Genomic DNA, 14,771 nt, shown 5'->3' on the forward strand with positions numbered 1-14,771 from the left:
AGTATATGACAAAGAATACAAAAAAACTACTTGGTTTAGTCGGTGCGCTTGCCGTCCTAGGCGGCGCATACGGCGGAATCGTGTGGATCAACCAGAATAACGAAGAAAAGGCAGCCGAGCAGTCAAAGGCAGAAAAAGAGGCAAACACCTTTTATTTAAGCCAGATGGAAGAGCCTGTTTCAATCAGCTACACAAACAGCTACGGAACATTCGCATTCAGCTATGACACTGAGAACGAGACTTGGAGCTATGACAGCGACGAGCACTTTCCTGTCACACAAAGCTATTTGACTTCTATTTCAAGCGATTTAAAATCATTTACTGCAGAGCGTAAGCTAGAGGAAGTACAGGATGACTTGTCAGTGTATGGTCTGGACAATCCAAGCTGCACGATCACAGCAAAGGGATCTGATGACACAGAGGTAACGATTCAGATTGGAAGCCTTAACAGCTATAATTCAGACTATTATGCAAAAGTAGAAGGCTCAGATGATATTTATACAATAGCATCAAGCTATGTCTCAGATATCAGCAACGATATTTCAGCGCTGCAGGAAAAAGAAAGCTTCCCAACCATCACCAGCACATCCATCACAAATGTACAGTTATTAAAAGACGGCACTACAATTGATATGGAAAAGGAAGTTACACAAGAACCGGCAACCGAGGAAGAGACGACCGAAAACGCATCCGAGGAAGCAGAAACGGGAAGTGAAGTATCAGAAGAAGAGACAACGAAAGCTGTATCAGATTCTACAGAAGAAGGATTAACAGAAGAGGAATCAACCGTAGAAATGGTTGATGTAACACACTGGGTATTCACACAGGATAATAAGACACAGCGATTTGACGAAAGTGATGATATTCATGATTTGTTAGTCAACATGGTAGGTCTTACCTTCAACGACTGCGCAGATTATTATGCAGACGAAGAAGAAAAAGAATCCTATGGCTTAACAGACGGTGCAACAGTTCTTACAATAACATACCAGTCAGGCGAAGAAGAAACCACCTTAAAGCTGACAATAGGAGCAACAACAGAAGACGATGCATATTACTACGTCTCCATGGACGACTCAGATCAGGTCAACACAGTCAGCAAAGAAAGTGTAGACGCGGTCTTAGATGCAATTTCTGGGTATGGGATGTAACGGCAATAAATATACACATATAAAAGAAAAAGAAAAATCATTGACGAACTTTTTATTATCCATTAAAATAAAAATAATGCAGGAAATTAGGCAGTTGCGCATGCAGCTGCCTGATTTTGAAATTTTGTGTGCAGTTTGGCACAGCAAAAGCAGGTATTTACAAGCAGGAGGACTCGATTATGGGTATGACGATGACGCAAAAAATTCTGGCTGCAGCAGCAGGGCTGTCAGAGGTAAAGGCCGGACAGCTGATTGAGGCAGATCTGAGCCTTGTTTTAGGCAATGACATTACCTCTCCGGTAGCGATCCACGAGATGGAGCGCTTTGACAAAAAGGGAGTATTTGATAAGGACAAGATTGCACTAGTACTCGATCATTTTGTTCCGAATAAGGATATCAAGTCTGCCGAGCATTGTAAGTGTGTAAGAGAATTTGCAGGCTGCAACGAAATCACAAATTTCTTTGATGTAGGAGAGATGGGAATTGAACATGCACTTCTTCCGGAAAAAGGACTTGTAGTTGCAGGAGACGTTGTAATTGGTGCTGATTCACATACATGTACATATGGTGCGCTTGGCGCATTCTCCACTGGTGTGGGAAGTACAGATATGGCAGCAGGTATGGCAACAGGAAAGGCATGGTTTAAGGTACCGTCTGCAATCAAATTTGTGCTTACTGGAAAGCCAGCTGAGTATGTAACTGGTAAGGATGTTATCTTACATATTATTGGAATGATCGGTGTTGACGGAGCACTGTATCAGTCTATGGAATTTACAGGAGATGGTATTTCTTATCTTTCAATGGATGATCGTCTTTGTATTGCAAATATGGCAATTGAGGCAGGCGGAAAGAATGGTATCTTCCCTGTAGACGAGAAGACTATCGCCTATATGAAGGAGCATTCCACAAAGGAATATAAGGTTTACGAGGCAGACGAGGATGCTGAGTATACGGCAACATATACTATTGATCTTAGCAGCTTAAAGCCAACAGTATCCTTCCCACATTTGCCAGAGAACACTCATACTATAGATGAGGTAGGCGACATCGCAATTGATCAGGTTGTAATCGGTTCATGTACAAATGGACGTATCGAAGATCTGCGTGCAGCAGCAGAGATTTTAAAGGGCAGAAAGGTAAAGAAAGGCCTTCGCTGCATCGTAATTCCGGCAACACAGGCAATCTATCTTCAGGCAATCGAGGAAGGACTTGTTCAAACCTTCATTCAGGCAGGAGCTGTTGTCAGCACACCGACCTGTGGACCATGTCTTGGCGGATATATGGGTATTCTGGCTGCGCATGAAAGATGCGTTTCTACCACAAACCGTAACTTTGTAGGACGTATGGGCGATGTAACAAGTGAAGTATATCTGGCAAGTCCATATGTTGCAGCAGCAAGTGCTGTAACCGGAAAAATCTCCGGACCAAAGGACGTTTTATAAAGAAGTCTCGCAGACTGTGACATAAAAACAGCTGGTCAGGCGATTCAGAAAGGTATGGTAAAGAAGATATGAAAGCAAATGGATGTGTATTTAAATATGGCGACAACGTGGATACGGATGTAATCATTCCGGCACGTTACTTAAATTCATCAGATCCAGCAGAGCTGGCAAAGCACTGCATGGAGGATATCGATAAGGATTTCGTTTCAAATGTAAAGAAGGGTGACATCATCGTTGCGGATAAAAACTTTGGATGCGGCTCCTCAAGAGAGCATGCACCGATTGCAATCAAGGCAGCAGGTGTAAGCTGTGTAATAGCAGAGACCTTCGCAAGAATTTTCTACCGCAACGCAATCAATATTGGTCTTCCGATCATTGAATGTCCAGAGGCAAGCAAAAAGATCAAGGCAGGAGATCAGGTAGATATTGATTTTAATACTGGTGTCATTACGGACCAGACGACAGGAGAAACCTTCCAGGGACAGGCATTCCCGCCATTCATGCAGAAAATCATTAGTGAGGGCGGCTTGATTAACTACATTAATCACAAAGAATAATTGTAACTATTCAGAGCCATGCAAAATTGCTTTCTGTGAATGCTTGCATTCAGACAGAATAGCAATTTTATATGGCGAGGTAACCATATGAGCAAAATGGAAGCATCGAAGATGCGATTTTGCGAATAGGGTTCTGAATAGTTATGAATAAAAAAACAAAAGTGAAAAAAGGCGGACTGAGTCGATCAGCCCGTCTTTTCGCGTTCTTCATCACAAATGTCTTTCATTAGGCATATCTATTTTCATCGTAACAACAAAAGATATGTCGAAAAAAGGAAAAATGCCCGAAAAATTGGGAAAGAAAAGATGAAAAAAAGCCTGCTTTTTGTCGAATAATAGTGGTCAGACCGCGAATCCTGCGAAGCATTTTCCGTGCGTTTTGAAAATAACTTCGTTATAATGTACGTGTGTTGAGACATATAAATAACTAGCTGCAAAAAAAGTTATATACAAACAGTTAGCAGAATAACTAGTACATGCAGCAGCCGCTATGGTACCAGCAGCTGCGAATAAAAAGCAGGAGGAATCAAAAATGCCAGAAAGAAACGCAGAAAATAACAGAGTCAGTGTCATTGGAGTTGTCGTGTCAGGGTTTGAGTTTAGCCATGAGGTCTTTGGGGAGAGCTTTTACATAATGGAGCTGTCAGTAAATCGCTTAAGCGATCAGTCTGATACGATCCCTGTGATGATTTCAGAGCGTCTTATCGATATCAATCAGGATTACAGAGGACGCACAATGGAAGCAATCGGACAGTTTCGTTCTTATAATCGTCATGAGGGGACGAGAAATCGTCTTGTGCTCTCTGTGTTTGTCAGAGAATATCATTTCATGGAGGCATTTACAGATTATACGAAGACAAATCAGATCATGCTTGACGGCTACATCTGTAAACCGCCGGTGTATAGAAAGACACCGCTTGGACGTGAGATCGCAGATCTTCTGGTAGCAGTCAACCGCCCTTACAGCAAGAGTGATTATATTCCCTGTATTGCATGGGGACGAAACGCCCGCTATGTGTCCACTTTTGAGGTTGGCACCAGACTTCGCGTGTGGGGCCGTGTTCAGAGCAGAGAGTATATGAAAAAGATAAGCGAGACTGAGAGTGAGAAACGAATTGCATATGAAGTTTCCGTAAGTAAATTAGAATATGTCGAACAGAAGGGTTGACAGCACTGTAAAATTGATGTACACTAAAGAAAATTCATACAAAAGGTAGAGGTTGCGCTACTGATGAGTAGGCTGATGGATGCAGGCAAGAGCAAGGGAAGTTAGCTAAAAGGCATTGGCGCCGAAAGAATGGCTGTGCAAAGGCTGTTCTTGGGCATATATCGAATAGGTATATGACTGTCATCTGTTCACAGATGGGGAGCTACTAAGGGAAATAGAAAAAGAAAACCTTATGAGCCGGCCGCATGTGACCGGCTTTTTCTTTGGAGAAATCCCAAGACACTCTGGTGGCTGCATTTGAATAGAGTATTACCTGAATCAAGAAAGGATGGTATTATTATGCCAATATTTAAGGGAGCAGGAGTTGCAATCGTCACTCCATTTACACAGGATGACAAGGTTAATTTTGAAGAACTGGGAAAAATGATTGATTTTCAGATTGCCGGAGGAACAGATGCGATCATCATCTGCGGAACAACAGGTGAATCTTCCACATTGACTCATGAAGAGCATGATGCATGTATCAAGTTTGCTGTTGAGCATACAGCAGGCAGAGTTCCTGTTATTGCAGGTACAGGATCAAACTCCACAGCAGAGGCAATTCGTTTGTCCACACATGCACAGAATAACGGTGCAGATGCGCTGCTTCTTGTAACACCATATTATAACAAGGCAACACAGAAGGGTCTGATTCAGCATTATACTGCAATTGCAAACAGCGTAGATCTGCCAATCATTCTGTACAACGTGCCGTCACGTACAGGTGTTAACATTTTGCCGCAGACTGCTGTTACACTGGCAAAGAATGTAAAGAATATTGTAGCAGTCAAAGAAGCAAGCGGAAATATCTCTCAGGTAGCAGAGCTTGCCGCACTTGCAGACGGCTGCATCGATATCTACTCTGGAAATGATGATCAGGTTGTTCCGCTTCTGTCACTTGGCGGTGTGGGTGTTATCTCCGTTTTATCAAATGTAATGCCTAAGCTGACACATGATATGGTTATGAGCTACTTAAACGGTGATGTAAAGTTAAGCCGTCAGCTTCAGCTGTCTGTTATGAACTTAAATAAGGCACTTTTCTGTGAAGTAAATCCTATTCCGGTAAAGGAAGCACTGAATATGATGGGATGGAATGCAGGTGCAGTACGTTCTCCTCTGTGCGAGATGGAGCCGCAGCATAAGGAACTGCTTCGTAAAGAATTAGCGGCAATGAAGCTGATTTAAAACTGACCTTAAGACGGAGGAACAAACGATGGTACGTATTATTTTAAACGGATGCAATGGTGCAATGGGCAAGATGTTAGCTAATATCATTGAACAGGATGAGCAGGCACAGGTTGTGGCTGGAATTGATATCACGCAGGCAGTCGATACACCATTTCCTGTATTTGAATCTATCAAGGCGTGTGATGTAGAGGCTGATGCACTGATTGATTTTACCGTTTCAAAAATTACAGATATGGTATTAGATCAGTGTGCACAAAAAGGACTTGCATTAGTTCTTGCAACAACAGGACTTTCCGATGAGCAGCTTGCTCATGTGCAGGAGGCAGGAAAAACAATTCCGATTGTACAGTCCTACAACATGTCTCTTGGAATCAATACACTTGCAAAGATCGTAGAGCTTATTACGCCTGTACTTGCAGACGCTGGATTTGATATCGAGATCGTAGAGCGCCATCACAGACGTAAGCTTGATGCACCAAGTGGTACAGCAATCATGCTCGGAAACGCAGCAAACAAATCATTAAATGGTGAATATCATTTTGTATTTGACCGCAGTGAAAGACGCGAGAAGAGAGATCCAAAGGAGATCGGATTCTCAGCAGTCAGAGGTGGAACCATCGTAGGCGTACATGATGTAATTTACGCAGGAGAGGACGAGGTAATCGAACTGAACCATCAGGCATTCTCCAGAGGTGTATTTGCAAAGGGCGCTGTCCAGGCAGCAAAGTTTCTGCAGGGAAAAGAGCCAGGTGTATATACCATGCGCGATGTAATTGGATAATATGATACCAGGGTCAAAAGGTCAGAAATCCGATGCAAGCTCGCTTGCAAGAGGGATTGCGGGAGTGCAAAGCACGTAGTAATCTGGTATCATTAGAAAGCCCCGGGCAGAGCCCGGGGCTTTTTTCATGTCAGTGGTATGATAATCAGAAGCCGCATCCACAGCAGCTAAGTAACAGGATCCAGATCAGGGCATCACAGCCACAGCCGTTTCCATTGTTAAAGAAGCCATTGCCACCGCCGCATCCGCAGCCATCATTGTTATTCCATCCACCACAGAATAACAGGATAAGGATGATCCACATGCAATTGCATCCGCCAGAAGTAGTTGTCTGTGTGCATCCGCCGCAGTTTGTTGCTGCCAAATCACTCATAGGAGATACCTCCAAAATCATTTACAGTGTATCTTATGCGTCATAGTCTCAAGGAGTTACACTTTTTTATTTTTCTTTCGCCGTTTCTGTAATAATGAGGAAACCTCGCAGAATATATCTTCACTGATCAAAGCAGGATGAGCATTAGGATAAATAATCCATTCAGTGCTTGACAGCTTAATGCGTTTTTTGCTCTTAGCACTTTCCTTTTTTGTAGTTCCCTGAATAAGCGTACCAGTATAGACGGGATTAGTTAGAATATGGCGCACACTTGAGGCAGACCATTTTGGAATTTTGCCGTCAGCTTCATCTGTGATTTTATTTTTAGAAAAAGGCGTCTGAAATAAAATGCCATGTTGGATCTTATAAAAGCATGGCGGCATAACCTGCTTTTTAGTGAGCAAAGAAGCGATTTTTGAAAGACTAAATCCATCAATATAAAGCTGATAAATTTCCCGTACAACGGCGGCAGCAGGCGGATCAGGAATTAAGCTGTGCAAATGGGCAGGGTCCTTTGTATAGCCATAACAAGCAAATGAGCCAATAAACTGGCCACGCATCATCTTATCGCGAAGAATCTGGCGAATATTATCGGAAAGATCCTCACTGTACCATTCATTAATCAGCCCATTTATCTGTCGAAGCCGTAAATTTTTCATGTCATTTGTATCAACACCATCACAAATTCCAATCAGACGGACGTGCCAAAGAGGAAACACTTCATTTAAATAATACTGAGCCGTCTCCATATCCCTGGTAAAACGTGACTGGTTTTTGCAAAGAATCGTGTCAAAACGCCCACAGCGAGCATCCTCAATCATGCGGCAAAAAGCAGGACGTGTATTATCAAGTCCAGAATAATTTTCATCCACATACATACAATAGACAGAGAATCCATTTTTCTTCGCATATTCGCAAAGCAGCTTCTGCTGATTTTGAATGCTTTCGCTTACCTCATCACAAGCCAAATTGTCATCCTCGCGGGAAAGACGGCAGTAAATAGCAGCCCTTTTCTCCATCCGCATAGCTCCTCTTTTACCCCTTTTTATCAGATTATGAAAATATGCAAATAAACGTGTTATAGTTCATGGATAAGTCAATTAGCCCTAAGGTGTAATGGTTTCGTCGCCGGACCAAACTCCGCAGGTTCCTTTTATGTTTTTTCTTATCAAAAGTTATTTTGAAAGACCTGCTCCAAGTGTCCGGCTCGTGAAATCCATTCACCTTAGGGCTCTTGTAATACAATTGCGAAAAAATTTCAATAATAGCCCTTGACATATGGCGCAAAAAAAGGTATAGTTAAATCAACGATTAAACAACCGTTTAATTGAAAGAGAGCGAAACAATACGCCAAAACAAAAAAAGAAAGGATGGCAAACATTATGAGAAAGACATTCGAGTTAGAGGATTTAGACTGCGCAAACTGCGCTGCAAAGATGGAGGAGGCAATCAAGAAGCTTCCTGGTGTAAAGAGAGTTTCTGTAAACTTCATGACACAGAAGATGATTTTAGATGCTGAGGACAGCCAGTTTGATGAAGTACTGCAGGCAGCAGTAAAGTGCATTGCAAAGGTAGAGCCAGACTGCAGAGTAGTTCTGTAAGCACACAAAAAGTGAAAGAAGTGGTTTAGTTATGTTAAAGAAGATGACAAAAAAGCAAAAAAAGCAGTTTTACAAGATTGTGGTAGCCTTTGTGCTGTTGATTGTCGGAGTCATTCTTCCGATTCCAGAGCTTTATAAGCTTATATTTTTCATTCCTGGCTATTTGATTGTTGGCTATGATGTGCTAGCGAAGGCAGGAAAGAATATCACAAAGGGTCAGGTGTTTGATGAAAACTTTCTGATGGCAATTGCAACAATTGGTGCATTTGCGCTGCAGGAGTATACAGAAGGAATAGCTGTTATGCTGTTTTATCAGGTAGGAGAGCTGTTCCAGTCATACGCTGTAAATCAGTCCAGAAAATCAGTTGCATCATTAATGGATATCAGACCTGACAGTGCAGTTGTTCTTCGCGATGGTGTTGAGGAAGAAGTATTTCCAGACGAAGTTGCAGTAGGCGAGACTATCATTGTAAAGCCAGGTGAGCGCATTCCTCTTGATGGTATTGTGTTAGAGGGAAGCAGCATGGAGGATACAAAGGCTCTTACAGGAGAAGCCGTTCCAAGAAAGGTATCTGTTGGCGATGAGATCATCAGCGGCTGTATCAATCTGACGAATATCTTAAAGATTCGCACCACAAAGGAATATGGTGAGTCAACTGTAGCAAGAATCCTTGATCTTGTTGAAAATGCAAGCAGCCAGAAAGCAAAGGTAGAAAACTTTATCACCAAGTTTGCACGATATTATACGCCGATTGTTGTCGGTCTGGCAGCATTTATTGGTTTGATCGTTCCGATTTTCCTGCCAGGTCATCCGTTTGCAGAGTGGATTTATCGTGCATTGTCATTCTTAGTTTGTTCCTGTCCATGTGCACTTGTTATCTCAGTACCGCTTAGCTTCTTTGGAGGCATTGGCTGTGCAAGTAAGAATGGTGTGTTAGTAAAGGGAAGCAATTACCTAGAGGCTGTATCAAAAGCAGAAACTATGGTATTTGATAAGACAGGTACGCTGACAAAGGGAACATTTCGTGTGACAAAGCTTGCCCCGGTAGAGGGAAGCAGCGAGTCATCACTTCTTTTAAACACAGCTACAGCAGAGCAATATTCCAGTCATCCAATCGCATTGTCTGTATTATCTGAATGGAAGGAAAAAAATGGCAAAGAGCTGGCAAAGGTAGAGGATGCACAGGAGATTGCAGGAAAAGGCTTAAAGGTAACTGCCGGTGGTCATGTAATCCATGCTGGAAATCAGAGCCTTATGGCAGAGCTTGGCTTGACAGTTCCGACACCAGAGGAAGCGGCAACTGTTGTATATACAGCAGTAGACGGCGTATACAGCGGCTATCTTTTAATTTCCGATGAAGTAAAAGAGGATGCAAAAGAGGCAATCAGCCGCCTGCATCATGTCGGCGTAAAGAAAACAGTTATGCTGACAGGAGACAGAAAAGCCATAGGTGAGTATACAGCAAAGCTGCTTGATCTTGATGAAGTGCACACCGATTTGCTTCCGGCAGATAAGGTAAGCTATGTCAATGATTACTGCAATAAAAAGACAAAAGGCAGAATGGTTTGCTTCGTAGGAGACGGCATCAACGATGCACCAGTTCTTGCAAGAGCTGACGTTGGAATAGCCATGGGCGGACTTGGATCTGATGCAGCAGTCGAGGCGGCAGATATTGTAATCATGGAAGATCAGCCGTCAAAGCTTGCCGATGTAATTCAGATAGGAAGAAGAACAGTTCAGATTTGCAACCAGAACATTGTATTTGCAATTGCAGTCAAAGTTATTATTCTTGCACTTGTAGCAGCAGGATTTGCAAATATGTGGGCAGCTGTATTTGCTGATGTAGGTGTTGCAGTTATAGCCATCTTAAATGCAATGAGAACATTATACTATAAACCACAGAAATAAGAGAAAAGAGAGCACAGAAATGTGTTCTCTTTTTTTAGAAGAAAATGAAATTATATTTACTATTTTTATAGAAGATTATTTCTATTTTTAAGAAAAAAGTAAAAATTGCGCTATATATAGGAAAAATGTTATTGCAAAGCGACTTCTTTGTATGATATGATGAAAGAAGTGGTTAACCACGGACTCTATAAATGCTAAAGGAGAAACCTTTTATGGCAACATATCTTATTGACTATGAAAATGTCAAATCAGAAGGTATTAAAGGAATTGCGCAGCTTAGCGAAGAAGACCGCGTTGTGATCTTTTATAGTCACAATGCAGACACCATTACTTTTGAAGCAATGGATATGATTTTTAATTCAAAGGCACAGGTATCAAAGTACAAAATTCTGTGCGGTGGGAAAAATGCACTTGATTTTCAGCTGTCCACGTATCTGGGCTATCTGATTCATGAAGCAAAAGATTCCTATTTCTATATTATCAGTAAGGACAACGGATTTAAGCACGTAGTAGATTTTTGGAAGAGAACATTCCGCTTTGACGGATATGTATACTGCTTTGCGACAATCGCAGATGGCAATGCAAGACAGAACCGCTTTAAAAATGCAACTGCAAAAGAGCGTGCACGTGCAATGGAAGAAGAACTCGCAGCAATGAGCGAAGAGCTTGAGGCTCAGGGTGACAGTGACTTAGAAGAGTCAGAAGAAGATTTTGCACCAGAAACAAAAGAAGATGTAAAAGAAGCAGCAGAGGCTGTTAATGACAAAGAAAGTAGTGAAGCAGAAGAGGTGATGCAGGAAGCAGATCAGGAAGCAGAGGCTGAACAAGAAATACAAGAAGCACCAGCAGATGAAGAAGTACAGGAAGAATCTACAGAAGAAGAGCCTGCAGAAGAGCCAGTACAGGAAAATTCTGCAGAAAAATCAGTACAGGAAGAACCTGCAAAAGAATTAGTACAGGAAAAATCCGCAGAGGAAGAACCAGCAGAAGAGCCAGTACAGGAAACAGAGCAGCAAAAAGAAAACAAAGAACCAGAAAATTTTGCATCTGATACAATAATCTATCCAGTTCAGCAGCATAAGCCAATTTCTGTAATGCCGCCTGCACAGCTTCCAGAGTCTGTCAGAAAGGAGCTTGAAAAGGCAGATGCGCAGTATAAGGATAGCAGCGAGGAAGATCTTCAAAAGAAGATTGCTGCGGCAGTGTCAGTTTCAACTATTACTGTAGTGGAAAGCGGAATGACCATTCATCATGTAGAAGAAGAAACTAAGACAAAGCCAGTAAAGAAAAAGGCACCTGCAAAAACGAAAAAAGCACCAAAGCAGGAAGAAACATCAGAAAATGAAGTAAAGCCAAAGAAGACAAGAACAGCTAAAACTCCAAAGAAGAAAACAGAAAAAGAAGCTTTAGTAGCAGAAGAAAAGCTAGAAGAAAAGCTAGCAGAAGAAAAGCCGGCAAAGCCAGCCAGAAAGCCAATTACAAGAAGTACAAGAGCAAAAAAAGAGGCAGCGCCAGCTGAGGAAAAGCCAGCAAAGGAAAAGCCAGCAAAAGAGAAGCCAGTAAAGGAAAAGCTAGTGCAGGAAAAGCCAGCAAAGGAAGCAGCGGAACCCAAAAAGCCAGCGCGCAGAGGACGCCGTCCGAAGGCACAAAGCAACATTGCAGCAAGCTTTGAATGAATATAAAAAGGAGATATGAATCATGAAATATTACTTAGCAGTTGATATCGGTGCATCAAGTGGAAGACATATTTTAGCACATCTTGAGGATGAAAAGATCATTCTTGAGGAAATGTACCGTTTTACAAATGGAAATGTAACAAGAGATGGTCATCTGTGTTGGGAGTTAGACAGACTGTTTGAGGAAATTGTAAACGGAATTGCAGCCTGTGCAAAGGCAGGCAAGGCACCATCATCTATGGGTATCGATACATGGGGTGTTGACTTTGTTCTTCTTGATAAGAATAATCAGATTCTTGGAGATACAATTGCATACCGTGACAGCCGTACAGATGATATGGACAAACTCTTAGAGACAATGATCTCCCCAGAGGAGCTGTATGAGCGCACAGGAATCCAGAAGCAGCTGTATAATTCTATCTATCAGCTTCTTGCAATCAAGAATGAGCATCCAGAGTATATTAAGAATGCAGAGCATTATCTGATGGTTCCAGAGTATTTTAACTACCTGCTTACCGGAGTGATGATGAACGAGTACACCAATGCAACGACAGGACAGCTTGTAAATGCCGTTACAAAGGATTGGGACTACGAGCTGCTTGACAGAATCGGCATTCCATCTAAGATCTTTGGAAAGCTTCATATGCCAAAGACAAGCGTTGGTATGTTAAAGCCAGAGATTGCAAAAAAGTGCGGATGCCAGACAGAAGTAATTCTTCCGGCAACACACGATACAGGCTCCGCTGTTTTGGCAGTTCCGGCAAACGATGATGACTTTATCTATTTAAGCTCAGGTACATGGTCACTTATGGGAATTGAGAGAAAGTATGCAGAGTGCAGCTTAAAGAGCATGAAGTATAACTTTACAAACGAAGGTGGTTATGATTATCGTTTCCGTTATTTAAAGAATATCATGGGTCTGTGGATGCTGCAGAATGTCCGCAAGGAAATGAATACGGACAATAAGACCTACACGTTCCCAGAGCTGATTGCAATGGCAAAAGAGGCAGATGGCTTCCCGTCAATCGTAAATTGCAATGACAGCAGCTTCCTTGCACCAAAGAGCATGACAGATGCAGTACGCTATTACTGTGAGAGAACAGGCCAGAAGATTCCTCAGTCTATGGGTGAGGTTATGGTAGTTATCTACAATTCACTTGCTCAAAGCTATAAGGATACTGTTGCAGAGCTTGAAGAAATGTCTGGACGCAAGTTTACAAGAATCCATGTTGTAGGCGGCGGCTGCCAGGATATGTTCTTAAATCAGAAAATCAAAACCTTTACAGGAAAAGAAGTTTACGCAGGACCAGTAGAAGGTACAGCACTTGGCAATCTTATGGTTCAAATGTTAAAGGATGGCAGCTTTAAGACACTTGAAGAGGCAAGAGAGTGTGTTGCATCCTCATTTGATGTAAAAAAAGTAGACTGATTTACAATTAGTTTGTGATAAAAGACGAAAAAAGAGAATCCCGTTTAGGCGGGGTTCTTTTTTTGAAAACAAAAGGTAAATCTCAATATATTTATAATAATTGCAAAGTTATTTTATTTACAGCAGACATATTTCGTGATATGCTTAGGTCAGCATCAGGGAAATACCTGACAGTGAAGCGGATATAAGCAGATAAGGAGATTAAAATTATGCAGACTAAAATGAGAGAAGAATTTGCAAAGATTTTTGGAGAAGGAAGAGAGCCTGAGTTTTATTTTGCACCAGGACGTGTTAATCTGATTGGAGAGCATACCGATTATAACGGCGGTCATGTATTCCCATGCGCACTCAGCATTGGTACCTACGCTCTGGCAAGAAAGAACGACTGCGGCAAGATGCGTTTTTACTCCCTGAATTTTACCAGATTTGGAATGCTGGCAGTAGAGGGACCGGCACAGGAGTTTACAAATGTTTTGGCAGATAACTGGTGCAATTACCCGAAGGGTGTTATGTGGGCATATACACAGAAGGGTTATACCATTGATAGCGGTCTTGATATTTTATATTATGGAAATATTCCGAATGGTTCTGGTCTTTCCTCCTCAGCATCTATCGAAGTTGCAACAGCTGTTATTTTAAATGATCAGTTTGGCTTTGATGTTGATATGGTTGAAGTCAGCAAGATCTGCCAGTTCTCAGAGAACAAATTCAATGGCGTAAACTGTGGTATCATGGATCAGTTTGCTATCGCAATGGGAAAAGCAGGTCATGCAATCTTCCTTGACACAGCAGATCTTTCCTATACCTATGCACCGCTTGAGCTTACAGGTGCAAAGATTGTAATTGCATGCAGCAACAAGAAGAGAGGACTTGCAGATTCCAAGTACAATGAAAGAAGAAGCCAGTGTGAGACAGCACTTGCACAGCTTCAGGCAGTAAAGCCAATCAACAGCCTTGGTGAGCTTACAGAGGAAGAGTTTGATGCCATTGCAGATACAATCACCGATCCAGTAAACAGAAAGAGAGCAAAGCATGCTGTATATGAGAACCAGAGAACTATCCGTGCAGTAGAGGCACTTAAGAATAACGATATCGCACTGTTTGGAAAGCTCATGAACGAATCTCATGTATCACTGCGTGATGACTACGAGGTAACAGGAATTGAGCTTGATACCTTAGCTGAGACTGCATGGAAGCAGCCAGGTGTAATCGGTTCTAGAATGACAGGAGCAGGCTTTGGCGGATGTACCGTAAGTATCGTAGAAGATGACAAGATTGATGCCTTCATCGAGAACGTAGGAAATGTATATAAGGATAAGATTGGCTATGCAGCAGACTTCTACGTAGTAACCGTAGGTGACGGCGCACACAAGATGTAATACCAGGGGCGAAAAGCAACGGAGCAATTCGTAATATTACTTAACTTAGAAAAAAGACTTTCTAGAAAGGCATGGTAG

General features: G+C 42.1%; 13 protein-coding genes and 1 riboswitch. Of the genes, 11 read left to right on the plus strand and 2 right to left on the minus strand.

The annotated features are described in order from the left end of the window. Positions 1-5: 5 nt before the first annotated feature. The 6 genes from LKD48_RS02350 (at position 6) to dapB (ending at position 6,326) form a co-directional block, all read left to right on the plus strand. The gene (locus tag LKD48_RS02350; RefSeq protein WP_308731057.1) at positions 6-1,151 is read left to right on the plus strand and encodes a DUF4340 domain-containing protein; all 1,146 of its coding nucleotides are present in this window, start codon (positions 6-8) and stop codon (positions 1,149-1,151) included. 179 nt (positions 1,152-1,330) lie between these two features. Beyond that, a complete protein-coding gene (gene leuC / locus LKD48_RS02355) occupies positions 1,331-2,593 on the plus strand; it encodes a 3-isopropylmalate dehydratase large subunit (protein ID WP_066563936.1) in 1,263 nt (420 codons plus the stop codon). A gap of 68 nt (positions 2,594-2,661) precedes the next feature. After that, a complete protein-coding gene (gene leuD, locus LKD48_RS02360; RefSeq protein ID WP_066563937.1) occupies positions 2,662-3,150 on the plus strand; it encodes a 3-isopropylmalate dehydratase small subunit in 489 nt (162 codons plus the stop codon). Positions 3,151-3,682: 532 nt separating this feature from the next. After that, entirely contained in the window at positions 3,683-4,318 is a 636-nt protein-coding gene (locus LKD48_RS02365) for a single-stranded DNA-binding protein (RefSeq protein ID WP_066563939.1), read from the plus strand. 38 nt (positions 4,319-4,356) lie between these two features. Beyond that, positions 4,357-4,531: riboswitch (Lysine riboswitch) on the plus strand. Positions 4,532-4,657: 126 nt separating this feature from the next. Continuing rightward, positions 4,658-5,542 carry a 4-hydroxy-tetrahydrodipicolinate synthase gene (gene dapA / locus LKD48_RS02370; RefSeq protein WP_262536174.1) on the plus strand — a complete coding sequence of 295 codons (885 nt, stop codon included), beginning with the start codon at positions 4,658-4,660 and terminating at the stop codon, positions 5,540-5,542. Between the two features lie 28 nt (positions 5,543-5,570). Then, entirely contained in the window at positions 5,571-6,326 is a 756-nt protein-coding gene (gene dapB / locus LKD48_RS02375) for a 4-hydroxy-tetrahydrodipicolinate reductase (RefSeq protein ID WP_118612486.1), read from the plus strand. 145 nt (positions 6,327-6,471) lie between these two features. On the opposite strand, the gene LKD48_RS02380 is transcribed toward dapB, so the two are convergent. Together LKD48_RS02380 and LKD48_RS02385 are read right to left on the minus strand one after the other, a co-directional pair. Further along, on the minus strand, positions 6,472-6,699 hold the full coding sequence (locus LKD48_RS02380) for a chorion class high-cysteine HCB protein 13 (RefSeq protein WP_118612485.1): 228 nt from the start codon (positions 6,697-6,699) through the stop codon (positions 6,472-6,474). Between the two features lie 56 nt (positions 6,700-6,755). Beyond that, positions 6,756-7,718, minus strand: a complete 963-nt coding sequence (locus LKD48_RS02385) for a recombinase family protein (RefSeq protein WP_308731058.1) — start codon at positions 7,716-7,718, stop codon at positions 6,756-6,758. A gap of 363 nt (positions 7,719-8,081) precedes the next feature. Here LKD48_RS02385 and LKD48_RS02390 point away from each other — a divergent pair, with 363 nt between their 5' ends. The 5 genes from LKD48_RS02390 to LKD48_RS02410 all read left to right on the plus strand — a co-directional run bounded on the left by LKD48_RS02390 (position 8,082) and on the right by LKD48_RS02410 (position 14,693). After that, entirely contained in the window at positions 8,082-8,300 is a 219-nt protein-coding gene (locus tag LKD48_RS02390) for a cation transporter (RefSeq protein WP_308731059.1), read from the plus strand. 43 nt (positions 8,301-8,343) lie between these two features. Further along, on the plus strand, positions 8,344-10,209 hold the full coding sequence (locus tag LKD48_RS02395) for a heavy metal translocating P-type ATPase (RefSeq protein WP_308731105.1): 1,866 nt from the start codon (positions 8,344-8,346) through the stop codon (positions 10,207-10,209). A 212-nt stretch (positions 10,210-10,421) separates the two neighbouring features. Next, positions 10,422-11,885, plus strand: a complete 1,464-nt coding sequence (locus LKD48_RS02400) for a PIN domain-containing protein (RefSeq protein WP_308731060.1) — start codon at positions 10,422-10,424, stop codon at positions 11,883-11,885. 19 nt (positions 11,886-11,904) lie between these two features. Beyond that, entirely contained in the window at positions 11,905-13,314 is a 1,410-nt protein-coding gene (rhaB, locus tag LKD48_RS02405) for a rhamnulokinase (RefSeq protein WP_308731106.1), read from the plus strand. Between the two features lie 209 nt (positions 13,315-13,523). Next, the gene (locus LKD48_RS02410; protein WP_308731061.1) at positions 13,524-14,693 is read left to right on the plus strand and encodes a galactokinase; all 1,170 of its coding nucleotides are present in this window, start codon (positions 13,524-13,526) and stop codon (positions 14,691-14,693) included. Positions 14,694-14,771: the final 78 nt, after the last annotated feature.

Origin of the sequence: Anthropogastromicrobium aceti (assembly GCF_020687335.1) — a bacterium.
Lineage (GTDB): Bacteria > Bacillota > Clostridia > Lachnospirales > Lachnospiraceae > Anthropogastromicrobium > Anthropogastromicrobium aceti.